General features: G+C 41.5%; 23 protein-coding genes, 2 pseudogenes, 1 riboswitch and 1 other annotated feature. Of the genes and pseudogenes, 18 read left to right on the top strand and 7 right to left on the bottom strand.

Annotated features, from left to right (window positions below; translation table 11 throughout):
- Positions 1 to 131: 131 nt before the first annotated feature.
- From DSBG_RS17925 to DSBG_RS23250, 4 genes and pseudogenes are all read right to left on the bottom strand, one after another.
- Positions 132 to 1,379, bottom strand: coding sequence for a DUF4153 domain-containing protein (locus DSBG_RS17925; protein ID WP_068965811.1), 1,248 nt, complete (start codon positions 1,377 to 1,379; stop codon positions 132 to 134).
- A gap of 16 nt (positions 1,380 to 1,395) precedes the next feature.
- Positions 1,396 to 1,479: pseudogene (locus DSBG_RS22050) on the bottom strand (helix-turn-helix domain-containing protein); the annotation flags it as partial.
- Positions 1,480 to 1,936: 457 nt separating this feature from the next.
- Entirely contained in the window at positions 1,937 to 4,075 is a 2,139-nt protein-coding gene (locus DSBG_RS17920) for a beta-propeller domain-containing protein (RefSeq protein WP_068965809.1), read from the bottom strand.
- Positions 4,076 to 4,218: 143 nt separating this feature from the next.
- The gene (locus tag DSBG_RS23250; protein WP_068965806.1) at positions 4,219 to 4,410 is read right to left on the bottom strand and encodes a hypothetical protein; all 192 of its coding nucleotides are present in this window, start codon (positions 4,408 to 4,410) and stop codon (positions 4,219 to 4,221) included.
- Positions 4,411 to 4,533: 123 nt separating this feature from the next.
- Between DSBG_RS23250 and DSBG_RS17910 the strand changes: the two genes are divergently transcribed.
- The 7 genes from DSBG_RS17910 (at position 4,534) to DSBG_RS17885 (ending at position 12,717) form a co-directional block, all read left to right on the top strand.
- Positions 4,534 to 5,019, top strand: a complete 486-nt coding sequence (locus tag DSBG_RS17910) for a MarR family transcriptional regulator (RefSeq protein WP_068965804.1) — start codon at positions 4,534 to 4,536, stop codon at positions 5,017 to 5,019.
- Between the two features lie 167 nt (positions 5,020 to 5,186).
- Positions 5,187 to 6,377: an MFS transporter gene (locus tag DSBG_RS17905; RefSeq protein ID WP_068965802.1), complete on the top strand. Its 1,191-nt coding sequence runs from the start codon at positions 5,187 to 5,189 to the stop codon at positions 6,375 to 6,377.
- Between the two features lie 151 nt (positions 6,378 to 6,528).
- Positions 6,529 to 7,155, top strand: coding sequence for a uracil-DNA glycosylase family protein (locus DSBG_RS17900; protein ID WP_068965800.1), 627 nt, complete (start codon positions 6,529 to 6,531; stop codon positions 7,153 to 7,155).
- Between the two features lie 150 nt (positions 7,156 to 7,305).
- Positions 7,306 to 9,747 (top strand): DNA ligase D, encoded by a 2,442-nt coding sequence (gene ligD / locus DSBG_RS17895; RefSeq protein ID WP_068965798.1) that lies wholly within the window; start codon positions 7,306 to 7,308, stop codon positions 9,745 to 9,747.
- Between the two features lie 67 nt (positions 9,748 to 9,814).
- Complete coding sequence (locus DSBG_RS24245) at positions 9,815 to 9,976, top strand: AraC family transcriptional regulator (RefSeq protein ID WP_141694361.1); 162 nt, start codon at positions 9,815 to 9,817, stop codon at positions 9,974 to 9,976.
- 92 nt (positions 9,977 to 10,068) lie between these two features.
- Positions 10,069 to 10,307, top strand: a binding site (T-box leader).
- 167 nt (positions 10,308 to 10,474) lie between these two features.
- A complete protein-coding gene (locus DSBG_RS17890; protein ID WP_068965796.1) occupies positions 10,475 to 11,692 on the top strand; it encodes an aminotransferase class I/II-fold pyridoxal phosphate-dependent enzyme in 1,218 nt (405 codons plus the stop codon).
- Positions 11,693 to 11,793: 101 nt separating this feature from the next.
- Positions 11,794 to 12,717, top strand: a complete 924-nt coding sequence (locus tag DSBG_RS17885) for a DMT family transporter (protein ID WP_068965794.1) — start codon at positions 11,794 to 11,796, stop codon at positions 12,715 to 12,717.
- Positions 12,718 to 12,864: 147 nt separating this feature from the next.
- Here the strand turns inward: DSBG_RS17885 and DSBG_RS17880 are convergent, their stop codons facing one another.
- On the bottom strand, positions 12,865 to 13,137 hold the full coding sequence (locus DSBG_RS17880) for a hypothetical protein (RefSeq protein WP_068965793.1): 273 nt from the start codon (positions 13,135 to 13,137) through the stop codon (positions 12,865 to 12,867).
- A gap of 294 nt (positions 13,138 to 13,431) precedes the next feature.
- Between DSBG_RS17880 and DSBG_RS22605 the strand changes: the two genes are divergently transcribed.
- Positions 13,432 to 13,629, top strand: a complete 198-nt coding sequence (locus tag DSBG_RS22605) for a hypothetical protein (RefSeq protein WP_141694360.1) — start codon at positions 13,432 to 13,434, stop codon at positions 13,627 to 13,629.
- A gap of 2 nt (positions 13,630 to 13,631) precedes the next feature.
- Positions 13,632 to 14,561 carry a hypothetical protein gene (locus DSBG_RS17875; RefSeq protein WP_068965792.1) on the top strand — a complete coding sequence of 310 codons (930 nt, stop codon included), beginning with the start codon at positions 13,632 to 13,634 and terminating at the stop codon, positions 14,559 to 14,561.
- Between the two features lie 138 nt (positions 14,562 to 14,699).
- On the opposite strand, the gene DSBG_RS17870 is transcribed toward DSBG_RS17875, so the two are convergent.
- Positions 14,700 to 15,659, bottom strand: coding sequence for a DMT family transporter (locus DSBG_RS17870; protein WP_068965791.1), 960 nt, complete (start codon positions 15,657 to 15,659; stop codon positions 14,700 to 14,702).
- A 136-nt stretch (positions 15,660 to 15,795) separates the two neighbouring features.
- A riboswitch (FMN riboswitch) is annotated at positions 15,796 to 15,946 on the bottom strand.
- Between the two features lie 354 nt (positions 15,947 to 16,300).
- On the opposite strand from DSBG_RS17870, the gene DSBG_RS17865 reads away from it, so the two are divergent.
- Positions 16,301 to 18,883: a RyR domain-containing protein gene (locus DSBG_RS17865; protein ID WP_068965790.1), complete on the top strand. Its 2,583-nt coding sequence runs from the start codon at positions 16,301 to 16,303 to the stop codon at positions 18,881 to 18,883.
- A 314-nt stretch (positions 18,884 to 19,197) separates the two neighbouring features.
- The gene (locus tag DSBG_RS22040) at positions 19,198 to 19,482 is read left to right on the top strand and encodes an SDR family oxidoreductase (RefSeq protein ID WP_207647254.1); all 285 of its coding nucleotides are present in this window, start codon (positions 19,198 to 19,200) and stop codon (positions 19,480 to 19,482) included.
- A 168-nt stretch (positions 19,483 to 19,650) separates the two neighbouring features.
- Here the strand turns inward: DSBG_RS22040 and DSBG_RS17855 are convergent, their stop codons facing one another.
- Positions 19,651 to 20,043, bottom strand: a complete 393-nt coding sequence (locus tag DSBG_RS17855; protein WP_068965787.1) for a pyridoxamine 5'-phosphate oxidase family protein — start codon at positions 20,041 to 20,043, stop codon at positions 19,651 to 19,653.
- A gap of 119 nt (positions 20,044 to 20,162) precedes the next feature.
- Here DSBG_RS17855 and DSBG_RS17850 point away from each other — a divergent pair, with 119 nt between their 5' ends.
- The 7 genes and pseudogenes from DSBG_RS17850 to DSBG_RS17825 all read left to right on the top strand — a co-directional run bounded on the left by DSBG_RS17850 (position 20,163) and on the right by DSBG_RS17825 (position 26,926).
- Entirely contained in the window at positions 20,163 to 20,498 is a 336-nt protein-coding gene (locus DSBG_RS17850) for a winged helix-turn-helix transcriptional regulator (protein WP_068965785.1), read from the top strand.
- A 25-nt stretch (positions 20,499 to 20,523) separates the two neighbouring features.
- Positions 20,524 to 20,661, top strand: a pseudogene (locus DSBG_RS22035) (DUF3102 domain-containing protein); the annotation flags it as partial.
- A gap of 77 nt (positions 20,662 to 20,738) precedes the next feature.
- Entirely contained in the window at positions 20,739 to 21,620 is an 882-nt protein-coding gene (locus tag DSBG_RS17845) for a VOC family protein (RefSeq protein WP_068965783.1), read from the top strand.
- 262 nt (positions 21,621 to 21,882) lie between these two features.
- Positions 21,883 to 22,560 carry a response regulator transcription factor gene (locus DSBG_RS17840; RefSeq protein ID WP_068965813.1) on the top strand — a complete coding sequence of 226 codons (678 nt, stop codon included), beginning with the start codon at positions 21,883 to 21,885 and terminating at the stop codon, positions 22,558 to 22,560.
- Between the two features lies 1 nt (position 22,561).
- The gene (locus tag DSBG_RS17835) at positions 22,562 to 23,563 is read left to right on the top strand and encodes a sensor histidine kinase (protein ID WP_068965781.1); all 1,002 of its coding nucleotides are present in this window, start codon (positions 22,562 to 22,564) and stop codon (positions 23,561 to 23,563) included.
- A 79-nt stretch (positions 23,564 to 23,642) separates the two neighbouring features.
- Complete coding sequence (locus DSBG_RS17830; protein ID WP_068965779.1) at positions 23,643 to 24,326, top strand: ABC transporter ATP-binding protein; 684 nt, start codon at positions 23,643 to 23,645, stop codon at positions 24,324 to 24,326.
- Positions 24,323 to 26,926: an ABC transporter permease gene (locus DSBG_RS17825; RefSeq protein ID WP_068965777.1), complete on the top strand. Its 2,604-nt coding sequence runs from the start codon at positions 24,323 to 24,325 to the stop codon at positions 26,924 to 26,926. Before DSBG_RS17830 ends, DSBG_RS17825 begins: the two co-directional genes overlap by 4 nt.
- Positions 26,927 to 26,962 lie beyond the last annotated feature (36 nt).

Genomic DNA, 26,962 nt, shown 5'->3' with positions numbered 1-26,962 from the left:
GGATTTTTGTTTGCTCAAATTGACCTAAACGCTTAATAAGTAATCCTGTGAAAAGACCAAAAGATGTACTGCTAAAGAACATTGCTGTCATTGTTTTTGCCTATCTAACTTTTAATTCAGTAACTTGAATCTTACTTGAAAGTGAAAATTATCGGAAAGAAAATGGTAACGATAAGCGCCCAAAGTGAATAAATAGGCAAATATCGCGTAATGGCAGCCTCAATCGTCTCCACTTTAATTTTACCCAATAGAAATCGGAAATAATTAACCGTAATCCTTATTAAGTGGACAAACACAATAAGATTCATACCCAAAACGGCCAACCGGTTTGGTGTTATGCCATAAGAAGTTAATCTGAACAAAATAGCCGATAATGCCACGCAGTCAATCACTATAGCAACGGTTAACAAGGCGAAGATTATTCGATCATTGACAGCTATTTTTGAGCCAGTTTCTCTTCCTGCGACGGAAAAAATCGTGATCGCTAAGACTAAGATCAGCATTAAGTTAAAAATTAATAAAAACTCTCTATCGGTATAAGGATTCTTCTGCGTTACGATAATTGTAGCTAAATAGACACCTAATGTTATTAAAACTAAAGGACTAAAAACCTTTGCTAAATAAGGAGCAATATTTTTGGTTATGCCCCTGGATTTCGCTAAATAAGTGCCTACAAAGGGTGAAGCGGCAACTCCATATATTACAATGTTGTTCATATAAAAATCTTTTATATTGACTTGAATTGCTTTAAATAAACCAATGGTCAAAGCTGTTAAAACAACACCACAAATGAGTAACAGACCAGAACTAATTAAAAGCTCACCGTTGTACTTCAGGTATTCCAATACTTTTCCCGGCTGCAGGCGATAGTCTCCCATAAAAGATATTGCAACTAACGACCATAAGAAGAAGGGTAAATGCAGATTAGCCAAGATAATACTGTCTGAGTCTTTTACAGGTAGAAAGTTTAGGTAAATCAATGCGGCCAGGTAGGATAGGCTAATTGACAGAATAAGCTTTTTAGAAGGGCGGTTCTTTAACAGAAAATAGAATGAAAGCAAAGGAAAAACGGAAAAAGCAATATTGGTCGGATTAATTAATCCTTTATCAATGGATGGAAACAAAAACCTAGCAATTGTTCCGGCCAGCAACGAAATCACAATAACTAACAGAAGGTCTTTCCACTTAGCATCAGGTTCCATCCTTTCATCCCTTGTCATATCAAAATTTAGCCTTTCATGCCAAACTTTCAGGATGGTTAGATTCTGATTTTTTCTAAATACTTCGGGAAAGGCTCTAATAAATTTCTCAGGCTCCTGCCGATAAAGCCTTTCCAACTCGGCTGGCTGTTCAAGATTTTCAGAAATGATATTTTCCATAATTTCCTCCAATAATTTAATTGTCCTTGCTGTATTCGAGAATATCACCCGGTTGACATTCTAAAGCCTTACAGATAGCCTCTAAAGTTACCCAACGCAAGAATCGGAATTCCCATAAGAAGAACAACGACCTTTAAAAGTGTTTCTCGTTTCATTAAAGCACCTCACTTATTATTTGTTAAGTTCTGTTAAGTTAATTAAGCTAATTGTAGTACATTACTTATCGATTTTCAATAAATAATTATCGATTATTATTATATTATTGTTGTAATGCAATGATATTTAATGTGCGTGTTTTTTGTTGGCCCCAAAAAATAAAACCAAGTCTTAGACTTGGCATAATGGTACTATATCTTTTCTTCGGATTCTTTACTCTTGGAGCAGGTGCGGCTAAGGAGTTAGTTTTGAATATGATATTAGTGACCTATAATTTTAACTTCTGTTAATTATACTATGATGCATTGGTAGGACAATGCGAATTACATTTTATGTGAATAAACACTTTAAATAAGTCGACTAGACACTATAGGTTACGGGAATTTGCCGATGGAAGTGAATTATAACTTATTTAGAATTAAGCTGTTCTTCTCTTGCAGTGAATTAAGATCATGGGCTTTAATTATTTCTGGGGAAAGGGTATAGAGGGTGTCTTTAATGAAAATGATCCGCTCTATGGCCCTAGAGCTGTTCAGATGATACTGACCGGATTTCAAGATGGCCTCATCCTTAAGGTGGGTTATTTTGCCTCTTAAGGTGAAGCCCTTGACCAGATCAAAATGATAAACATAAGCCCCTTGATAGGTAAATTGACCATAGTCAGGGAAGGCGTTTTTTGAATTGATTCCACCTGGATCGGCAACTTCCATAAGGGTAACTGGGAGAGATAAAATCCCTCTTTCTTTATCAAACAGCAAGGCCTTATGGTTGCGAAGCACTTCGGAATCCGTTCCGCGGTCGCCAATAGTTGTCTTAAACATCTCCACAGGATGAGCAACGTCGGTTACATCAAAGACGGCAAGCTTAAGACCTTGGTAAAAGGCTGTTGATCCCCCAGATTCACCGGGAAGGATGCCTTGACCGGTGTTTTGGCTTACCTCGATGGTCTCTTTGCCGAAGCCAATAATATGATTCTCATCGTAGGGTTGGAGATAATCACTGAAGCCCGGTATTTTCAAAGCCCCCAAAATCGTCGGAGCAGTTGGGTCTTTAAGGTCCAGGACAAAGAAGGGGTCGACACTTTTAAAGGTTACCAAATAGCCGCGGTCCCCCATAAATCGAACGGAATAGATTTTCTCACCGGGCGCAATATCTTCGATCTTACCTGTCAGTTGGAGGTTTTCATCTAGGATATAGACGTTATTTTTAGAGGTAAGCTCATCCGTTCGCCAAATCTGACCGGTAGTTGTAGCAATCCTTAAACGGTCCTTATCTTCGTCCATCGCAAACTGATTAAGAATGGTACCCGGTACTTCACCTTTAGCTTTATAAGTAGTTCCGCCTTGAGCCAGTCCGAATTTATAGAAAGCGGTGGATAGCTTAAACGGACTGGGAATTAATTTTTTAGGCGTTATAACCGAGGAGGAAGAGGAAAAGGAAGAGGAAGAGGAAGAGGAAGAGCTATTTGACGCTGGCTGTGCTTCTCCTGTCGTCTCAGATAATGACGAGCCCGGCTGCTGGATCTGCTGGTATTGGGTTACTGCCACATAGAGATTGGAGGCAGAAGCATAGACAGCCTGACCTGACCCCAGATAAGCTGCAACCTGCATTTCTTTATCCCTTTGATCCAGATCAAGAGCAGCTATCAGCAAATAATTGGCTTCGATTGATTGGGGGAAGTAATGGATGTCTTTATAGCCTATGGTTGCAAAATCCCCTCTGCCGGCAGTATCACGATAAGTGGGGAGTGGTGGTTCTGCACCTTGTTCCATAATCTGATAAGTATCCAAATACTTGTTGGCCATTAAATAAAGGTTCGAACCGATTTTACGGGATGACACATAGTCCCCATCCAGTTCAATTTCCCGCAGCTTCTTCAGATTGGTTTTATCAGCCAGGTCATAGACGATTACCTTGGAGGTAAATCGAGTTAATACTGGAGGATATATTTGAACTTGGGAACCATTCTGAACTTGAGGCTGAACCTTTGGAGTATCCGGAGAGGAAGTTTCCGGATAATAAGCATTGCCTATTAGGACCAGATAATGATTATCCACATAGAGTTCCTGTGGCGTAAATTCTCCCTTTTTAAAGCCTATACGGCTGACTATGTTCATCTGATTGGCAGGATAAGCCTGAGTAACAATGAGCTCCTGATTGTTTACTTGAAAGATGTATTGACCATCGTTTTTAATAATGTCGGCTTCATCGACACCCTCCACTTGCAGATTTGTGGTTGAATGATCAGAGCTTCCCGCCATAGCAAAATTGGCTGAAGAGGGTGCTGCTGATGTTGTCGTTTGTGCGGATTTATTGACTGTCCCCAACATTGCGTCACCGGCATAGACTCTTCCCTGTCCCATCATTCTGGAACTTTGAGACTCCTTTAAGATACTGCGCAGATTTTCGGCTGTTTCGACTGTGGGCAGACTTTGTTCCGGGGTTACCGTTACCTTTTCGTTGGTTGCTTTACCTAGATTAGGTAAAGTGACAAGGACAAACACCGTGAGCAAAACCACAAAAAACCAAGCTTTCTTCATTTTCAAAACCCTCCTCAACACACCAATAGAATTCCAATGAAAGACAATTTAGACCACTCCATTTAATAGACGTAGCTGTGGAAGTAAAACTGACGCCTTGCCCTTGTGACGCTCTTTATCTATGACGTAATTTTTCCCAACGGCTAATAATTCCAGTTTCTCACCTGGATTATCAACATAATAGCCCAGCCGGCTTGCTTGATTGCTAATTTGATTAACTGATCCTGGGGATTTTTAATATATTCTAAGTTAACCCTGCCGTCGTCGGTTTCTTCGCTTACGCCCTTCTGCTTGGCAAGTTTTTTTAGCGTTTTTTTGGCTTTTACAGTAGCCATTTATGTTCTCCCCTTTTTGTCAGATGTAGCTCAATTCTTAGAATAATTACTTCAACATTGTTGCAACAGAAACAAAAGTTTAATATAATATTGTTATTGCACCAATGGGTGGGAGGACAGGCCATGAACAAAGAAGAACAGGTCATAATGGGTTTCAGGGACTTATTAAACAAGATGGTTTTTCTTAATAAGTTTAAGATGGAAGACGGTCTTAAGGGTTATAAGTCTTCTGAAGTCCATTGCATCGAATACATTGGAAGAAATGTAGATTCCAACGTGACAAAACTTGCGGAGACCTTTTATATGACTAGGGGTGCCCTAAGTAAAATAGCTAAGAAGCTCATTAAAAAAGGCCTTATCGAAAGCTACCAGAAGCAGGATAACAAGAAGGAAGTCTATTTTCGCTTGACTCCGCAAGGGGAAGTAATTAACAAAGTCCATGAAAAACTGCACAAAGAGTTTCAAGAGCGGGATAAAGCCGTATTTGAGCAGGTAACCGAGGAACAATTTGATAGCATGCTTAGCTTCGTGGAAACGTATAGTAGGCATTTGGATGCAGAAATAAAGAAGCAAGGTGTAGTCATAACAAATCTAAATGATTTTGAATAATGGAGTTGTATCAAAAAGTAGCCTAAAGGGGGCTGTATCAAAACGCTGGAGCATTGAAGCGTATGATACAGCCCCACTTTATTATTGACGAGGAAACAATAAAGTGATAGACTAGTTATGTTGCCAAGGAAACATAACTAGTCTTTTTCGAGAGGTGAGAATTTTAAATGCGTAAAAATTTTTTGTGGATCATTGTGGGGATTGTGTTGATGAATGGAATCGGGATGACGGTGGTGTTCCCGCTATTGCCATTTTTGCTTGGCAACTACTTGCCCGCTTCGCAAATAGTTGTAGGAATGAGTGCACTGGCATCAGTTTTTGCGGCTTGCACTTTTTTGGCAGCGCCAATATTTGGGGCATTAAGCGATCGCTATGGTAGAAAAAAGATTTTAATCCTAAGTTTACTCGGATCTGTTATAGGATATATTCTGTTTGGTATCGGTGGGGCGCTGTGGGTGCTCTTTCTGGGCCGGATAATTGATGGACTAACAGCAGGCAATATCAGTACGTTGTTTGCTTACATTGCTGATAGTACAGAGCCGCAGGAGCGCACAAAATGGTTTAGCTATATAGGTGCTGCCATGGGAATAGGATGCATGATAGGGCCTGCACTGGGAGGTCCGCTTGGCGCCATTTCAATTACGCTGCCGTTTTTCGTTACTGCAGGTATAATGTTCCTTTCCATTCTCTGTACCTATTTCTTTCTGCCGGAATCACTGTCTCCTGAAAAACGATCAACCCATTTTTCGATAAAAAGTTTCAATATCTTCGGTCAGTTCAAAGATATTTTCACCATGACAGAGGCCAGAGCGCTTATCATCGTCGGAGGATTCTTCTATGTGGGCTTAGGAATCTATCAATTCAATTTCAGCATCTTTTTAAAAGATATTTTCTCGTGGGGGCCTGCGCTTATCGGTTATATGTTTACTCTTATTGGAGCCTGCGATATTATTTCGCGAGCTGTGTTATTACCGCGTCTTCTTAAAAAGTTCAGTGAGCGAAATATTGCTATTGTTGGTCTTTTCGGACTAGCACTGGGACTTACGCTAATAATTCTTAGCATTCATATCTCGTCTCCAGTACTTATTATTGCTGCGGTTATGAGTATCACGCTAGGCGAAGGCTTGTTCGATCCGTCCTACAACGGACGACTCTCGCAGTCTGTAGACGAAAGTAGCCAAGGAAAATTACAAGGTGTAAATCAAAGTTTGCAGTCGGCTTACAGAGTTCTTGTTCCTCTTGCAGCAGCAGCTATATATTCATTCAGTCCGGGCATTCTATATGGAGTGGCAACTTGTGTTATGATTGGATCGCTCATTTTATTCTCGAAATTACAACCGCAATATATTAAAAAATAAAATAGTAATCCATAGGTTATCTTTTGGAAGAGTTGTTGATTCAGGCGTGCAAAAAGCCATTGGCCGAAAACAATTCCCAACAAGGTAAATAGGAATAGAGAAGCAGTGAACACGAATAAATATTTGAGATATCTTATGTTTAGGAGATGAGATGAAGATAATAGATGTGAAAGAAGACCATGGCATAAATGGGCTTGTTAATTTACAAAATCAGATCTCACAATGTCGCTTATGTCAGGATACCTTTGGATTCGAACCTCATCCCATTGTGCTGGGTAATCATAATGCCCGAATCATGCAGATTAGCCAGGCTCCCTCTAAAAGTGTGCACGAAACGGGGAAGCCCTTTAACGATGCCAGTGGCAGAAAACTTCGCAGGGAATGGTACCGCATATCGGATGAGGAATTTTATAATCCGGATAATTTTTATATTGCGTCAATTGCCCATTGTTATCCAGGAAAGGCGCCTGGCGGGGGAGACTGTCGTCCGCCCAAGATCTGTGCGAAACGGTGGCTTCTTAAGGAAATGGGGCTTGTCGATAATGAAATCTATATCATAATTGGTGGGATTGCAGCAGAATTTTTCTTTCCAGGAGAGAAAATTACAGCATTAGCCTTTGAAGACAAACAAATAAATGGAAAACCTACCTATATACTGCCACATCCGTCACCCCTAAATATGAAATGGTTTAAAGACTATCCTCAATTTACGGAAAAAAGGATTCTTAAGATACAAAAAGAAGTTCACAAAGTGTTAGGCATTAAAAGCCTTACCTAATGCAACTAAAACCTATGTGTCCTAGTGCGAAAGGTGCTCGATTTTACCTTTGCGGGATATCTGATTGACAGGAAGCGCATGGGAAGCCACCGGATACTTATAATTCAACTGGAAACAATAGTGAAAAAGTGAAGGAACCGGCGTGATTATATGACTGCAAAACTCAACGAATACAACCAAAAAAGGAATTTTGCCAGAACCTTGGAACCGGAAGGGATAACAGAAGTTGCCCGAGAGGGTCTGAGGTTTGTGGTTCAACACCATATAGCCCGCCGAGATCACTACGATTTCCGCCTGGAATGGGACGGAGCTCTCTTGAGCTGGGCAGTGCCCAAGGGCCCTTCCTATGATACCCGAGACAAGAGGCTCGCCATACAGGTGGAGGAGCATCCTTTGGAATACAGAAACTTTGAGGGGACGATTCCCAAAGGGGAATATGGCGGCGGTGTGGTCATGCTCTGGGATGAAGGGTACTGGGAACCCCAGGGGGATTTGGCTGAGGGACTCGGTGCAGGGGTGCTGAAGTTTGTTCTGAAAGGACGCAGGCTGAAGGGCAAGTGGGCTCTGGTGCGCATGAAAGGGAAAACGGGCGAGAAGCAGGAAAACTGGCTGTTGCTTAAAGAAAAAGATGAGTATGCTAATACTGGCGACGGGATTTCCGATTTTATCACCAGCATCAGAACCGGACGCACCATGACGGAAATTGAAGAAGGGGAAGACGAAAAGATCACCAGCAACCCCTTCAGCAGTACCGGCGTCCAGCTGGCCCAATTAGTCCATACGCTTCCTAAGGGTGAGGAGTGGCTTTATGAGTTGAAATACGACGGCTACAGGATACTGGCCTATATTGAAGGCAACAGCGTCCGGCTTATCACCAGGAACGGCAATGATTATACCGAACGTTTCCGGGATGTCGCCTCTTCCCTCGTTGAATGGGCCGGCGGTAGGGCGATGATTCTGGACGGCGAAATGGCCATCACTGACGCAGTGGGCAAGACGGATTTTCAGGCACTGCAGAGCTATCTGAAAAATCCTCAGGACAGAAACCTGACCTATATCGTCTTTGATCTTCTGGCCCTAGATGGAGCGGACCTCCGGGGACACCTCCTGCTTGACAGGAAGGAAACCCTGGAGGCTTTGCTGCAGGATGCTCCCCAAAACCTTCACTACAGCCGGCATGTGAGAGGAAACGGCAAGGAAAGTTTCAGCGCGGCCTGTGAGGCAGGTATGGAAGGGATCGTCGGCAAAAAGGCCGATTCCACCTACAGCGGAGCAAGGAACGGCGACTGGATCAAACTAAAATGCGATAAAAGACAGGAATTTGTGATCGGTGGATATACGCTTTCTGATAAAAAAACGAGCGGGGTAAGTTCTCTGCTTCTTGGCGTCTATGCAGGCGGGGAATTAGTCTATGCCGGACGTGCCGGCACCGGCCTGAGCGAAGCCGACATGAAAGAGCTGGAGAGAAAATTTGCGGGCCTAAAGAGAATGGAGCCCTCTTTCCAACTCGCGCCCAAGCCCAGGTCGAAGGAAAAGATCACCTGGCTTGAACCTGAACTGGTCGCGGAAATTAAATTTGCCGAATGGACCGCAGACCATCTGTTAAGGCAGGCCAGCTTCAAAGGCCTGCGGACGGATAAAGATCCTAGGGATATCAAAAAGGAAAAAGCGGATGACGAAATACAGCCTCAATCATCTACTAAAGAAGCGGAGACACCCATGAAAACAAACACCAACAGTATCACTATCCAAGGAATCAAGATTTCCAACCCGGACAAGGTGATCTTTGCCGACCCGGAAATTACCAAAGGGGATGTAATCCGGTATTACGCCCAGGTGGCAGAGCTCATGCTGCCCTATGTGAGCCACAGGGTTCTCAGCATTGTGCGCTGTCCCAAGGGCATCTCCCAGACCTGCTTCTATAAGAAGCATCCCGGTCCGGGCAGCCAAGGAATTGTCACCATTCCTATTTCCACCGGCGGCGGAGAAATGGAAGACTACTTCTATATCGAGAACCCCGTCGGGCTGATTGCCGAAGCACAAATGGGCACGCTGGAATTTCATACTTGGGGAAGCCGTGTGGACGAGCTGGAAAAGCCTGATCTGATGGTATTTGATCTGGATCCGGATGAGGGAATGGATCTGAGTAAGGTGCGCCAAGGTGTGCGGGATACAAAAAATATTCTTGCCGAGCTTTCCCTGAACTCCTATCTCAAGACGAGCGGCGGCAAAGGGTACCATGTGGTCGTCCCTTTAAAACCTGCCGTTACTTGGGATGTGTTTCACGATTTTGCCAGGCGCGTTGCCCAAGCTATGGAGCAGAAGTGGCCTGACCGCTACACAAGCAATGTGAGAAAGGCCAAGCGCGCCAACAAGATCTTCATCGACTGGATTCGAAACGGTAGAGGCGCAACAAGCATTGCCCCTTATTCTATAAGAGCGAGAAAAGGGGCTGGGGTGTCAATGCCTATTGCGTGGGATGAACTTGACAGGGTGGCTCCCGACGGTGTCAATATGGCAGAGGCGCTCCGGAGGATCAGCGGCAATGACCCTTGGAACGATTTTTTTAGGAATAATCAGCAGCTTAGATGAGAAGGCGCGAAGCTAAATAATCCAGCTATTTTAGTTATGAATTTGTTTCTTATTGATTATATAAAATTTGAGAATCAATAAGGTCGTCGAACTCATAAAAGGCAGTGACTTAAATATAACGGAAATAGCAATGAGCTGTTATTTTAATGATTCGAATTATTTCAGCAGAATTTTCAAAAAGCATAAAAATATCTCCAATGCAGATGAAGAAACTGTCAGGAGATATTGAAAGCATCGATATCCCTCGAAATTGAGTTAAGTACTTTTAGATTTAGTTATTGACTTTTTTAAGCCCATGAACTACAATGGCGAAAATTGAATATTTAAGCTATGAAGAAAAAGAGTACCTGTTTTAATATGCGCAGAGAGAAGATGGTTGGTGAAAATCTTCGTGAAGAAAACAGGGAAGCCATTTCTGAGCTGTTTAGCCGAATGATATCTGTCCAGTAAGCTATACCGGAGTTCCGGCCGTTATAACGGAAGCGGCATTTTGTGCCGGCAGAGAGCAGAGTAACCTCTGAATTTAGGTGGTAACACGGATTTGCTAATTCGCCCTAAGCTGATTAAATCAGCTTAGGGCTTTTATTTTATAGGCTGTTGCCTGTTGAGCGAAGCGATATAAAAACCACCTTTCCGTTAAAGAGTAATTTTTCAAGTTACTAAATTAACAAATTAAAAGCAACCATCCGTTAGGCGATGGTGATAATTTTTGAAAGCGGTGATTGTAATGAGAACATTTAATATGTCAAAGAAGCTGGATTATGTCTGTTATGATGTACGTGGGCCTGTGCTTGAGGAAGCTGAGCGCATGCGCAGTCAAGGTATCAATATTTTGAGTTTAAACATCGGCAACCCTGCCCCGTTCGGATTTAAGGCCCCTAGAGAGATAATTCACGAGATGACGGAAAATCTGCACAATGCGGAAGGATATTCAGACTCAAAGGGTATTCTTTCAGCCCGTGAAGCAATCGTAAATTACTGTGAATTTAAAAAAATACCGCATGTTGGAGTAAATGATGTATATACCGGAAATGGTGTCAGCGAGCTAATCGTTATGGCAATGCAGGGACTTCTCAACAACGGAGATGAGATTCTCGTCCCCGCTCCCGATTATCCGCTATGGACGGGGGCTATCACATTGTCGGGCGGAAAAGCCGTCCATTACATCTGCGATGAGCAGTCCGAATGGTATCCGGATATACAAGATATAAGCAGAAAAATAACTGCAAAGACGAAAGGCATTGTTATTATAAATCCAAACAATCCGACCGGTGCATTATATCCAACCGAATTATTGGAACAGATTGTAGAACTTGCACGGCAGCACAGTCTTATTATTTTCTCTGACGAAATATATGACCGTCTTGTGATGGATGGCTATCAGCACACATCCATTGCTTCATTGGCTCCCGATTTATTTGTTGTAACCCTGAACGGCCTTTCCAAATCCCATAAGATCGCCGGATTCCGCTGCGGATGGATGTGCTTAAGCGGAGATAAGTCACATGCGCGCGGCTATATTGACGGGTTAAACATGTTATCATCCATGCGGTTGTGTTCAAATGTACAATCGCAGTACGTTATTAAAACAGCCCTTTCTGACATCCATAAATGCGACGACACTCTTTTGCCCGGAGGACGCATATATGAGCAGCGCGAATATATCGTCAATACCTTAAACAATATTCCTGGTCTTCAGGTGTTTAAACCTAAAGCTGCCTTCTATGTCTTCCCCCGGATTGATACCAAGCGGTTCAATATCACTGATGATGAAAAATTTATCCTGGACTTTCTTCATGACAAACATATCCTCATGGTTCATGGGCGTGGATTCAACTGGCCATTGCCTGATCATTTCCGTATCGTATATTTGCCAAAAATCGAGGAATTAAAAATTGCCTGTGACCGTCTGGGCGATTTTCTGGAGGGGTATCGGCAGGCCTAATTGGATAGGCTATTCCTGACAAACTGAGACAATAACCCCAGTAGACAGAAAAGCTTAGGTTTCATTTTGAGCGTAGTATTGCAGGAATGGAGATAATCACAATGCCAACAGGAAAAAAGCTAACTTATCTGATATTAGTGTTAGTTGTCCTATCATGGGGTTTGAATGTTGTAATGATTAAATTTCTAACCCAGCATATGTCCCCGATCTTGGTAGCTGCAATCCGAATACCCCTTGCGGGAATTGTTTTGTTATTTTTCGTTTTAAAAAAATATGGGTTGTACAATCCCAGTAAGAAACAATGGGGATTGCTTTTTTGTATAGGATTAATCTCAGTTTGCCTGCATCAGTTGCTTTTGGGATATGGGGTTTCGGTGACGTCGTCTGCAAATGCTTCCCTTATCCTGGCCCTAAATCCTCTGACAACGGCGCTTCTAGCCTCCATATTTGTCAAGGAAAAATTCACTAGGAATTTAGGGCTGGGAATACTATTAGGATTTGCAGGGGTTGTTTTGGTAGTATTCTCAAAATCTCCAGATGGCACTATCGAATTTTCGTTAATCGGAGATGTCATTATGTTATTAGCTATGTTAACGTATGTCATTGGGGGCTTACTTATCAAAAAACTGTTGGAAACGCCGATTCCAATCTTAGTAGTGACTGCCTATTCTACCTTAATAGGAGGAATATTGTTAAATTTGGGGACGCTGGTTTCCTTTGGGCCTTCGGTTTATGGACAGATTCATTTATCGTCAACGGCTGTACTTGTCTTGTTGTTATCAGCCTGGGGAGCTACAGCATTAGGTACATTGGGATGGAATGACGGTATTAAACAGTTGGGGGCCAACAGAACGGCTATGTTTTTGAACGGTATGCCTTTTGCAAGCATGTTCGGTGGTGTCGTCTTTTTAAATGAGAAAATCGCTGGGATCCATATCTTAGCACTTATCCTCACTACGTTGGGCATTGTGATTGGGAGTATTCCCAAAAAGAAGGTCATTCTTTTAGAATCATACGAAACATAAACTTGCCAGTTCTAAATAGAACTTAGAACTGGCAAGGAATAGTTGAAATTCAAGAATTAAATTTGTCCCTATAAGCAAACAAGATGAGAGGTAATTTTCCTCTCATCTTGTTTTGCTTATAACTGCTTCTAATTGTAGGTCGAATAATTACAGGTTGACAACCTTAAAACTGGGTGAGTTCATGTCCGATCTGCGAATGATATGATTTACGACTTTAACGACAGTGGCTGGTGAACTGGTCAGTTTGACCACTCGGAATTCTCTGGACTTTTCACCATATAATACGTTTAGAATATCCAAAACTTTCCCTTTAGTGGCAAAGAATGTTACCTCATCACTAGCACCACGCAGTTCTGGTGCCCATAGTTGCTCAATTTCCTGACCTAACTTTGCTAGTTCAGAACGGAAATGCAAATACATAAGAACCTCCTTAATTCGCTCATGTTTTACTCATTTTATCACAAAAGTGTTAAACCTAAATTATCGGTTGGTAAAGTGTTCGTAAAACTAAACACACACGATGTTATTATATGTTATCGGAACGTTTTTGTGAAATATTGCCAGACTAAAGTCGCCAGTTTGAAAGCAGGCGGTCAAGGAGTGAATATACAAGTACGTACCTATTTGTGCCTATAAACTTATAAAATGATATATTTAACTATCCATATTGGTGTAGTTTTCTCCATGTAGGGTAATTTACCACCAACTTTTTCTATGGGTATAGTTTTAAAAGGACTGGTGATTGGCGGAAGGAAAAGTAAGATGTTCGGCGAAATAGTAAAGGATCATTATTTGCTGATTATTGGATTTCTCCCTATTATAATAACTGGTTTTATGTCAGGGGCGTTTGTGAGCGGCGATAGAGTCAGAGGCAAATCTCACCCCATTCTGGATGGGGTAAAACGGAGGTAAAAATGAAAAGCAAAATACTCTTAGCAGCAATGATAGTTGCATTACTTGTAGCAGGATGCGGAAAAACAGCTCCAACTAATACCACCCAACAACCCAAAGAGGGATCACACGCAGTGGAGACTGCCAAACCTTCCATGCCCGCTCCAACCCAGGAGGCAATTGATTATCATCAATACCTTAAAAAAACATGGACTAAGAAAAAGGATGCTGATAATAACTTCGGAAACGAAGTGTCTTTTTCTATTTCTAAAATTGAAAATGGAAAAATAACGGGAGAACTCATGGTGGTCGGTCCTGCTCCATCGTACCCTAATGCTTTGGCCAATTTAAACGGAATAATTATTAATGATACGGTTGAATGTCAGTTTACTGATTCGAGAGAAAATGAGGGAACGATCAAATTGCTCTTTAAACCAAAAAATGAGATGGAAGCGACCATTACCCTTACGAATAAAGCACAGGATAGTAAAGCGCAGCCGCCGGTAGGAACTTTCCGGTTCGCTCCGTATAATCTTAAAGATATAGAGAGCTTTAGTCCCATTGAGAATCAAGCATTTATGGTGGATTTAAATTCATGGGGCAAGGTTAAATTCGTATCCGGAAAATTGACAGGAGGCAACCATATACCAGTAGTATTTTATTTAACCGATGAAAACGGGGATATCCTTTATAATTTTCAGGCAACCCTCCCCTATATGGTAGACGTTAAAGCGGTTTCATTTGAAGATGTGAGTCAAGACGGACTAAAAGATATCATCATCATTGTTGATGATGGTTATGCTGGACAGGGGAATGCTCCCTTAGCTACCGTCTTCTTTCAAAAAGCCGATGGGTCCTTTGCTAATGATCTGAAGTTGGATCAAGAAATAAACGATTCAAAGAACAATAAAGATGTAAAAACCGTAAAGAGCTACCTGGCTGGAAAACGATAACTTGAATTATAGAAGCTTTAAAATGCAGACTGAATCATTCCACCTACCTTTATTATTTTTTTCGTAGCATACCCAATAACAAAGACCGATCACAAATGAGGTGATCGATCTTTGTTGGTCAGTTTTACTGGAGAGTAACTAACAGGCTAAATCGGACAAGTGAGAAGCGGACGTCTCTTGGAGCTTCGGTTCATTGCGCAACCGTGACAAATGGAGCACGGCCATCCAGATAATGGAAAAACCGATCCATTGGCCTAGGTCGATTGTCTGGTGTAATATAAGCCAGTTGAGGAGTAAGCCCGTTGCAGGAAAGGCGAGCTCGGCAATAGTTGCATGAGAGGCCTTGACCCCATTCAACCCTCGGTAATAAAATAGTAGACTCAATAGACTAGGCACGACGGTTTGGAACAGTAGGTTTGCCCAAACTGGTGCCAAACATAGTGCCTGGCTGAGGCTGTGCCAATTCGGGTGTTGTACTAGGATGATGAGAGTTAATAATGGCAGCGCAACAGCAAATCTTAATGCCGTTACTGTGGTAAACGACACCTTGCCGACGAGGCGTTTGCCCATGACCGTCGAACCGCCCCACAGAGCCGCTGCTCCTAGAGCATATAACGATCCGATGAACTGCGTGCTATCGCCGGTCGTCGGAATGTGCAGGCCGAAGGTGAGCAGGTAGGCACCGATGAGTACCACAACCAACATCATCCAGAAAGCCTTCACCATGCGCTCTCTGAGTATCCAGGCGGCCAGCAGAACCGTGAAAACGGGCTGTACCTTTTGCAGGATAAGCACCACGTTCGGATTGCCGTACGTAAATCCGGCCGTAAACAGGATGGAGGCCAGAGCCGACCCACCCCAGGCGATGAACAGTATGGCTAACCAGTCGCCCAGATTCAGACATTTTAGCTCATGACGCTTCCAGATGAGCACGGGTGCGGTGAAGAGCAACAATAACATGTGCTCTACCCAGACTATCTGAGAAGAGGTCATATAGTTTAGCAACGTTACGATCAAGACACCGTCGAGTCCCCACATAGCGGCTCCAAGAGCGATCCACCATATGCCCATGTGGGATGTTTGTTTTTTCTGTACCAATTGAAAACCCTCCAACCTGATCAGATATTTGAATTGAACCAACATAATGCGAACGGAACAGCGCGCATCAAAAATACCTCGAGAAGTTTCTCGAGGCAGCAAGTTAACTAGGAAAGACCTCTTAGTCTAACCCAGTTTGTTCCTTCTCTCATCCGGACTATACCGTCGGCCTTGGAATTTCACCAAGTCAATCGGCGCAACAATTATGGTCACGTCGAGTCGCGGGCTGGATTGCACGGGCAATCGTCACCGCCGGTAGGGAATCTCACCCTGCCCCGAAGGTTCATATTCAGTTAAATGAAGTATAACATAATCTGGAGGACAGTGGTAGTAGATACTTGGAGCAATGGCTAGATGCGGAACGAATCTGTAGTTCTTTTATATTGAAGAATACAGGGACAGTATTAGCCTGGGGAACCCTTAGGGAAATCAAGGAACAAAGCAAATTAGTCGAGGGCTCCTTATTGGATTGTTTTGATAAGCTCTTGGAGAATAGCTAATGCGTCATCTCCTTGAAGGTAGTGATGATCAGAGGTACACCTGTTTGGCGGAGAGATTAGGTAGTATAAATGAGTTCAAAGATAGTATATAATTATGATACAAAATAGAATTATTCTAATATCATTAAAGGAGTTAAAACTATGGAAAGTAAATGTTTCAAAATTGTCGTATCAGGAGACATATGTGTAAATTTATTACAGTGGAGAACTGATCAACAGTGTACTAAGGGTTTGAATTGGAGATCTTATCCACACGTTCACAATTGTTTTAAAAATGGTGAGGCACTACTTTTGTCAAAGTTTGTAACTCTAGCAACTCAGGCTTCAATAAGTTCACCGCAAATTCAAGACATAGAAGCTACGTTGCCCAAAGAACTTCTTCGTTCTACTGTAGAGTTAGAGCTTTTTCCTGAAACCCTCAATAAAAATGATAATCAGAAAGTTTACCGCATCAGCCGCTATCTTGGATTTACAGGACTGACTTCTGGTATGCCTATGTTACTACCGATCATAGATGATGACCAAAATGCAGATATGGTCATATTAGATGATGAGAATAACGGTTTTAATTCTAACGAAGAGTTTTGGCCTTTAGCAATAAAAACGCCTGGAAAATCACCTATTGTAATATATAAGGTGAATCATCCTACCAGTTCAAGTAAGCTTTGGCATAATATAAGTGATTTCCATATTCAAAATACCATTGTCGTTATCAATAGTGATGATTTAAGAGCAAAAGGAGTCAATATAAGTAAAAGTCTTTCTTGGGAGAAAACGGCACTAGATTTTGTGTGGCAAATCAGTCATAACCCCGACCTGGCCTTCCTTGCCCACTGTCATCACCTTATAGTGCCTTTTGGCCTTGAAGGTGCTATATATTATCAAAATAATGGAGTAGCGGAATCTCAATTGTATTTCTTAACTTATGAATTTGAAGGAGGTTTTATCAAAGACAATCAAGGCAAAATGTTTGGACTAACCTCTTGCTTTGTTGCTGCGCTGTCCCGTAATATAGCTACAGGAATTTGTAATAATGAAGAACTTAGTAAATCAATAGGGGAAGGTATTCGCGAAGGCATTGTTGCAGCTCAAAAGTATTTTGTTTATGGTTTTGGTGAAACTATTGACGAAAGTGCTTTTCCTAATCCGTTAATCTTTACGGAAACCGAAAATGATTTTGTTTGTAAAGAACATATTCAAGATGTCCTGATACGTGATACAAATAATACTTCAAGCTGTGAGACTGACTGGTATATCATTAAAGACAAAAGTTCTAGTAGTTTAGCAGACATAGCTTATAATATCGTCAAAAGAGGAGAAAAGAGTGCCCTCAAGTTTATACCCATAGCCCAATTTGGAAAATTAAAAACGGTTGACAGGGCAGAAATTGAGGGTTATCGAAGCATCAAAAACCTAATGTCGGAGTATATTTCTACGAAAAATACGGTTCGTCCGCTGTGCATTGCTGTGTTTGGAACACCAGGGTCCGGGAAATCCTTTGGGGTAGCAGAAGTAGCTTCCAGTATTGCCCCAGGTCTTATGGATAAATTAAATTTTAATTTATCTCAATTTCAATCATTAAAAGACTTATTTGCTGCCTTCCATAAAGTCCGAGACCTTTGCCTGAAGGGAAAAGTTCCACTAGTTTTCTTTGACGAATTTGATTCGGCTTTTGAAGGGAATCTGGGCTGGTTAAAGTATTTCTTAGCACCTATGCAGGATGGGGAATTTAAAGAAGGAGATTCTATACATCCTATCGGGAAAGCTATATTTGTATTTGCCGGTGGCACCAGTAGTACATTTAAAGAATTTGGCGGAGAAGATATTACGGATGAATTGGAACATAAACACTTTCTAAAAGAATTTCAAAGTGCTAAAGGTCCAGACTTTGTAAGTCGTCTAAGAGGTTACGTAAATATTCTCGGACCTAATCAAACCGATGAACAGAAGGATCAATTATTCATTGTTCGCAGAGCAATGCTATTACGATCACTACTAGAACGCAAAGTACCTCATCTATTAAATGAGCGAGGTGAAGCTCAAATAGATAATGGCATTTTAAGAGCAATGCTCAAAGTTACACGATATAAGCATGAATCAAGATCAATGGAAGCCATCTTAGAGATGAGTATGCTAACCGACAGTAAAAAATGGGAGCAATCACATTTGCCTTCTAAAGAACAGTTGAAATTACATGTTGATGAAGAACAATTTTTACGTCGTTTAATGCATGATGCTTTCTATAGTGAGAAATTTGAAAGTCTGGCCATGGATCTTCATAGGCATACTTTGCTCAACAAAGATAAGGAAGAATCAAAATTAGATTACATAAAATCATGGGAAACTCTTTGTAATGAACATAAAGAGTCTATCTACGAACAAATAAAGCATATTCCCGATGCTTTGCATAGGATCGATTACGATATTATCTCTGTTAAGGAAAAACACGAAGCTGTAACATTTACAGAACGTGAATTAATTGCTTTAGCTGAATACGAACATGAACGTTGGTTACTTGAAAAAAAGGAAGCCGGATGGAAAGTAGATACTATTATTGATGAAGAGAGAAAATTACATCCGTTACTAGTACCCTGGAAAAAATTATCCGACAAGAACAGAAATGAGTTAATAGAAACGATTAAATTTTGGCCAGAAATACTGGCAAATTCAAACTTTAAGATAGAACGACTCAAGTTTCTTTCTTATTGTGAGACTGCACTTTAATTTTCCCCAAAAAGAGCCTTTGGGGAGGCGACGTCGCGTTCTACTGGCAAACTGCCTTGGGTTAGAAATGGAGGACTTCCCAGGTAATCATGCTGGCTACGTTTTCCCTCAGAATGGTTTCGTTTCGCGGAAAAGTTATGGTTCATTCTTGACAAATAAACAACTCTACAAACTTCAAACAACTTCCTTAAGAAATGAATGATGCGGTTACAATCTAGTAACAACAGAAAGACCTCTCAGAGGTCTTTCTGTTGTTACTAGATTCTTAGGAAGATTAAACATCTTCAGTTTAGTTTTTTGCCGTAATCATTCAATTGCTTGATATTGCCCGGTATGCCCCGACTGCCTGCAACTCGCAGGGTGTATGTTATCACGTCGTAAATGACCCGGACACGTTACGCAGAATTACGAACACCGAACTGAAGAGCACCGAACTGAAGAGCACCGAACTGAAGAGCACTCTGGAAGGGATGCATCCAATCGGGCGACTGGGTCAACCAAAGGAGATCGCCGAAGTTGTTTGTTTCCTACTTTCGGATAAGGCTTCGTTTATGAGTGGGTCGCAAGTCGTTGTTGATGGTGGATTCCTTAGCGTATAGGGGTAATACCAGCGTCGAACAGCAGCTCAGGAAGCTGGCAAGGCAATAAGCCATAAGAATTGATGTTTTGCCGCCAAGGGCTACCCTAATGAGTGAAAAGAAAGTGAAAAACAAGCCACCGTTACAGTATACGGTGGCTTGTAATAGTTGAGGCTAATAAATGGCAAATTAGAACTTAATTATTTTTGGTTCCCCTGTAAAGGTAGCTATCGTAGCTACTGCATCCTGCAAATACAATGCCTGGGTGTTGTCATCTGTTGCCGAATACCGAGACTGAAGTGAAGGATAGCTATCAAGCATACTCTGCTTTGCTTCAACACGGTCATCCTCTACTGCAACGGCCTGGATACGAATCCATTCTTGGCCATTAAATGCGCAAATTTCAATTTTGGGATTTGCTGTCATTTGCTTTGAAACGTCCTTTACCTTACCAGTCTGAATATAAAGCTTACCCTCAAAAATGTTTACAGTTCCAAAGGGACGAACTCGTGGCTGATCTCCATCGACGGTTGCTAAGTAATAAGTCTGGCACTTCTTTAAGAAATCAAAAACTTCTTGCATTAAAGAAATCTCCTTTCAAATTTATATAATAAATTTACAATAAAAGTCTTGAAATATCAAGTACGATTATTTATGATACATAGTATCTAAATAAATACTGTTGTGAGGAGATTAGGGAATTGGAGAAAGATTTATTTGGGATATGCCCATATACAACAGCACAGAAGGTTCTTTCTGGTAAATGGTCAATAATTATCCTCTACCATCTCGGGAAAAAGACCATGCGCTTTGGAGAATTGCAGCGGCAGTTGCCTGATTTAACCCAGTCAACTCTGACGAAACAGTTGCGCGCTTTGGAGGAGAACGGATTGATTGAGAGAAAGATTTATCCCCAAGTTCCGCCAAAGGTCGAATACTCTTTAAGTGATATAGGGATAAAGTTTAAAAAAGTTTTGGCAGAATTGGCAATTTGGGGAAACGAATACATCGAAACCTTGAAGGATAAGAATTGTTAAATTGAAGAGCTGCCTTTATGTCGTACTGATGCAGCTCTGCGAAGAGTATGGGACGAAACTGCTTGCTTCCCTCGACAGTGACGGTAATCCAAATTCGTCACTGGTGACGAATTTGACCTACACCCAGGCGCTCATCCTTCTTGGGATCCCGGAAGAGGAGCGGTTTTTCTCCAAATTTGGATTCTCTTTAAATACGCAGTATAATTGAAAAAAATCTACGTGAATGCGAGGGAGCCCTATATGCAAAGGATTGTCCCACACTTATGGTTTGACAAGGAAGCCGATGAGGCATCAAAGTTCTATATGTCCCTATTCGAAGGATCAAAACTCAAGGACAAAACTATCTTAAATGACACACCATCGGGCTCCGTGGATATGATCACAGTCGAGCTTGCTGGACAAGAATTCATGTTGCTGTCTGCGGGACCCTTATTTAAATTTACGCCAGCGGTATCCTTTCTGATCGCTTGTAGTTCTGTCGCAGAGGTAGAAAGGTTATGGGGGAAACTTATCGAAGATGGCGTAGCGCTGATGGGTTTAGACTCCTATCCGTTTAGCGAAAAATATGGCTGGGTAATGGACAAATACGGCCTTTCTTGGCAAGTAATGTACATGGGTGATTTTGAGATTAAGCAAAAAATAACCCCAACGCTGATGTTTGTCGGGGATCAGTGTGGAAAGGCAGAAGAAGTCATCCGATTCTATACATCATTATTTAAACATTCAAGCGTTGGTCATATCCTTAGATACGGCGAGGATGCTGCCCCAGACAAAGCTAACACGATTCAACATGTCGATTTTGTCCTTGAAAACCAAACCTTTGCAGCGATGGACAGCGCTCATGAGCACAACCTTACGTTTAATGAGGCCATTTCCTTGATGGTGATGTGCGATACTCAAGAAGAAATCGACTATTATTGGAATAAGCTATCTGCAGTCCCTGAAGCAGAACAATGTGGTTGGTTGAAGGACAAATACGGCTTTTCATGGCAGATTGTACCCACAATCATGAATGAGATGATGCTGACTAAGGATGCTGCAAAATTGGCCCAAGTGACTGAAGCATTCCTTAAGATGAAGAAATTTGATATCGCTGAATTAATCAAGGCCTATGAAAAATAATCAAGTCCATAAAGTATTCAGCCTTGATTGAGTAACAGTAAATATGGTTAGGGGCATCATAAAACCTGGTGCTCCTTTTGTCTGCCTTGGGGCGTGCTTCTTCTTGACATAGTGTGGCTAATATCATACTGTAGAATTTGACCGAAGCCCACAAGGTAAAGTATGGGAAGTTTTGATAACTGATGAGGGGTAGGCAGAGATGGTTAAGGGAATTGATCACAGAGATCATAAAGACCATAAAGACCAAGGAGATCAGGGCAAAATGAAAATACTATTTGTTGAAGACGATCGAATAATTGCGTCAGGTCTTTGCTACTCACTCACCCAAGAGGGATATCTTGTAACTCACTGTGTGGATGTTAAGTCAGCAAAAACTACACTTTATGAGAATAACTTTGACTTAGCGATCCTTGATCTATCCCTTCCAGACGGAAGTGGCTATGATCTTTGCCAATTAATCAAGGCCAAGGAGGATATCCCAGTTATATTTTTAACGGCAATCGATGACGAGGTTAATGTCGTTATGGGTCTCGATATGGGCGCTGATGACTATATAACAAAGCCATTTCGCATAAGAGAGCTGCTCTCTCGTCTTAAATCTGTTACTCGCAGGTATGACAAGACAGAGCTTATAAAAACAGTTTACCAGTTTAGTAATCTTAAGATCGATACTGCCCAGGCAAAGGTCTATAAAGGAGAGCAGGAAATTGTATTAACCTCTCTTGAGTACCGCTTGCTCTTATTATTTGCGAATAACGAGGGACAAGTCCTTAGTCGTAATCAGCTTCTAGAAGGTCTGTGGGATTTTGCAGGGGAATTTGTCAATGATAATACCTTAACGGTCTATATTAAACGTCTGCGCGAAAAGATCGAGGATGATAGCCAAAACCCATCAATTATTAAAACGGTTCGTGGAATCGGATACAAGGGGGGCAGCTAAGGTGTTGCGAAATAAAGAAATTAAACTATATATCACACTTTTGGCTGCAGTTGTAATAGTAGGTTTTGTTGCCTGCTATTTTTTTAATCCCGTCTCAGGGATCATTGCTTTGTTAGCGTTGCTTTTAATGGCTGCAGTATCCTTCATGTTTACGAGCTGGAGATATCAGCAAATAGCAAAGCTAACCGAATATCTCAAGCGAATTGCAGGTGGCGAATACTCACTCGATATTAGAGATAATGATGAAGGTGAGCTTAGCATCCTTAAAAGTGAACTATATAAAGTAACCGTAACCCTCTCTGAGCAAGCCAGCCTCTTGAAAAAAGACAAACGTTATCTTGCCGATTCAATCTCAGATATTTCCCATCAGCTTAAAACTCCCATCACCTCAATGGTTGTTATGACAGACCTGATAAGTGATGAAAACCTCCCCCTGGATAAGCGTGTGGAATTCACACAAAATATTCGCTCCCAACTTGAAAGACTTCAATGGCTTGTGGCCTCACTACTCAAGCTGTCGAAGATTGATGCAGGTACAATTAAGTTTAAGAAAGAGCCTGTAAATGTGCAAGACCTTATCACACGATCAATTGAACATTTACTAATCCCCATGGAAATAAAAGAGCAAACCCTTGAAATCAGCGGAGATGAGCATACTGAATTTAGGGGGGATTTTAATTGGTCGTCCGAAGCCTTGACAAATATCATCAAAAATTGTCTTGAGCATACACCTTGCGGTGGAACGATCGGTATCAGCTTTAGTGAAACCCCAATTTATACCCTTATTAAGGTATACGATCAGGGTGAGGGTATTCATAAGCATGACTTACCGTACATATTTGATCGGTTTTATAAAGGGAAAAATGCGCACAATGACAGCATCGGGATTGGGTTGGCCATGTCCAAAAGCATTGTAAAAAACCAAGGTGGTAGTCTAGAAGTGACCAGTGAAAAGGATAAAGGGACACAATTTACGCTCAAGTTTTACAAAAGCGTTGTGTGACAAAATTGTCACTAAACTAGTCACTGTAGAGTTATATTAGGCAGCTATACTAACATTATCGGAAAAGGAGTGAGTTAGTATGGAAATATTAAGAGTAGAAAAGCTGTCTAAGATCTATGGTAAGGGTGAAACCGCCGTCAAGGCACTTGATAATATTTCGTTTTCTGTAAGCAAAGGTGAATTTGTTGCCATTATTGGACCATCAGGTTCAGGGAAATCGACCCTGTTGCATACCTTGGGTGGTGTGGATACGCCTACAAGCGGCAAGGTATTCATTGAAAATACGGATGTTTATGCCCTTGACGAAACAAAGCTGGCCATCTTTAGACGCAGACAAATCGGTCTTATTTATCAATTTTATAACCTTATACCCGTTCTGAGTGTAGAGGAAAATATTACCTTGCCGTTATTGTTGGACGGGCGCCAGGCGGATAAAGGGCAACTTAAGGAAATAATCAGCACCCTAGGTTTAACCGATCGCTTAAACCATCTGCCCAATCAGCTTTCAGGGGGGCAACAGCAAAGAGTGTCCATAGGACGAGCCTTAATAAATAATCCTGCACTCATGTTGGCGGATGAACCTACAGGAAATCTTGACAGCAAAAGCAGTCATGAAATTATTGAGCTTCTTAAAATGTTCAATAAAACATTTCGTCAAACCCTGATTGTAATTACTCATGATGAACGTATAGCCTTACAGGCAGATCGAATCATGACCATAGAAGACGGGCGGATCACTAAGGATGAGGTGCTTCGTCGATGAACATTATAAATAAACTAACGCTAAGACATTTGAAGCAAAACAAACGACGAACCCTTGTCACAATCCTGGGAGTGATTATTTCCGTCGCCATGGTGACGGCTGTGGCAACTATTAGTGTCTCTTTTATGGAATTATTGCAAAGGCAGACGATTGCCAGTGAAGGAGAATGGCATGTCCTTTACCAAGATGTGAACAAGGAGCAGCTCGCAGCGGTAAAAAACGATGAAGCAACGAAAGCCCTTGTCATCTCCAGAGACCGTGGCTTTGCTCTTTTAGAAGGAGGACAAAATAAAAATAAGCCCTATTTATTTGTCAAGGAGGATAATGCCCAAGGGTTTGAACAGTTTCCCATTGAATTGAGTCAAGGGCGACTTCCGAAGACAAACAATGAAGTTGTGATTTCCGAAGAAATTGCTGAAAATGCCAAAGTAGACTACGAGATTGGGGATCGGTTAGAACTTGATATTGGTAAACGGTTCAACAAAGACAGTGTTCAAGAACTTTTTCAGCGTGCCCCATTACAAATAGAGAATGGTACAAAAACCGAAACCTTAAAAGGTAGTCTAATTAAGAGCTACACGGTTGTAGGAATCATCAAACGACCTACCTGGGAACCAACCTGGGCGCCGGGGTATACGATTATATCCTATATCGATGAAAGCATGATAGGAGCAAATGAGACAGTAAATGCCTCGGTTGTACTAAAAAAGGTTAAAAGTTCACTATACACTCATGCAGAAGAACTAGCTAAGAAAAACCAAATTCCAATCGATAAGATCCAATTTAATAACAATTTACTGCGCTATTATGGGGTCACGAATAACGATAACTTGAACAGCACTATATATTCACTCTCAGCGGTCATTATGGGGATCATTATTATAGGCGCTGTTTCGTTAATCTATAATGCCTTCGCAATTTCTGTGTCCGAACGTTCCCGTCATTTAGGCATGCTCTCCAGTGTGGGGGCTACGAAAAGGCAGAAAAGAAACTCGGTGTTATTTGAGGCAGCAATCATTGGTTTGATCAGTATCCCGCTTGGAATCATGGGTGGTCTTGGCGGAATGGGCATTACCTTTTGGTTCATTAACCCGCTGATCCAAGGAGCGTTAAGAGGGGCACCAAAGTTAACGGTGTCCGTAACCCCCTTGTCGATTTTGATGGCCTGTGTAATTTCAATGCTGACAATCTTCATTTCAGCGTATCTACCAGCCAGAAAGGCATCTAAAATCTCTGCTATTGAGGCGATTCGGCAAACAGCCGATGTTAAGCTGACAGGTAAAGCGGTCAAAACGTCAAAGTTCATGCGCAAGCTATTCGGAATCGAGGCAGAAATAGGCTTAAAAAACTTAAAAAGAAACAAACGCCGGTACCAAGCAACCGTATTTTCACTCGTCATAAGCATCGTTTTGTTTTTAGCCGTATCATTTTTCACCGCCAATTTAACAAAATCTTTGGAGCTCTCCCAGGATGGCGTGAATTTTGATATTCAAGTATCAATGGTTGGTGGATATACCGATACAGTTGATCAGTTGATGAAATCAATTGCTTCCCTAGATAATGTAACGGAATATAGTGTTATGAGAGATTTAACGTTAAACTCTTGGATAAACCAAGAATCAATGGCTAAGGAATTGCACGCGCAAGTAAATGAAGATAAGAATATGCTTAAGAACGGAAAATATCGTTACGACATCGATATACATGCTTTAAATGATGAGAATCTAAAAGCATACGCGGCAGAGATTGGTGCAGATTACGAACAACTAGTCAATCCGAAAAATTTAACTGGAATCGTGATTGATACCATCCCTTATAAGGATAGGGAAGCAGGGAAATATGTAGAAACAAAGGCCATTAATACTAAAATAGGTGAAACGATTGATTTATTCTATCCTGTTGGGGGGGAGACATTTAAAGAGAGGGGTTTAAATCAATTAGAAATCGCTGCCTTGACAGATCAATCTCCAATGGGTGTCTTTCCAGCGGGATTAGGCGGATTAACTATTATTGTCTCTGAACAAATCCTGAATCAATTAATGGATGATCAAGAGATTCCCAACTTGCAAACACAACTCTTCCTGAAAAGTACAGATCCAATAGCAACTCAACACCAGATTGAGGACCTGAAAGAGAGTAATCTTCGTATTTACAATGTTTACCAAGGTAGACAAAATGAAGAGCAGATGATCCTGTTAATGTCGGTGTTTACCTATGGCTTTATCGTATTAATTACGGCGATTTCGATTGCCAACATTTTCAATACGATCTCGACGAGCATTTCCCTGCGAAAACGAGAATTCGCAATGCTAAAATCGGTGGGGATGACACCAAAAGGCTTTAGTAAAATGATAAACTATGAAAGTATTTTTTATGGAATTAAGTCGTTGTTCTACGGTCTGCCGATCAGCATAGTTGTGATGTATTTAATCCATAGGTCATTGATGAATAGCTTTAGCTATAGCTTCGCCCTTCCTTGGCTAAGTATTTTATATGTTATTGCGGCCGTTTTTATCATCGTTAGTTCCGCAATGCTGTACTCCAGCGCCAAAGTTAAGAAGGAAAACATTATTGATGCCCTCAAGCAGGAGAATATCTAGGCCCTGCCATCTTGTATCTCCTTTTTAATTGAATAA

It is taken from the genome of Desulfosporosinus cupriresistens, assembly GCF_001707885.1.
GTDB lineage: Bacteria > Bacillota > Desulfitobacteriia > Desulfitobacteriales > Desulfitobacteriaceae > Desulfosporosinus.
The sequence above is the reverse complement of the archived record's forward strand: the minus strand, read 5'-3'. Positions and strand labels throughout refer to the sequence as shown.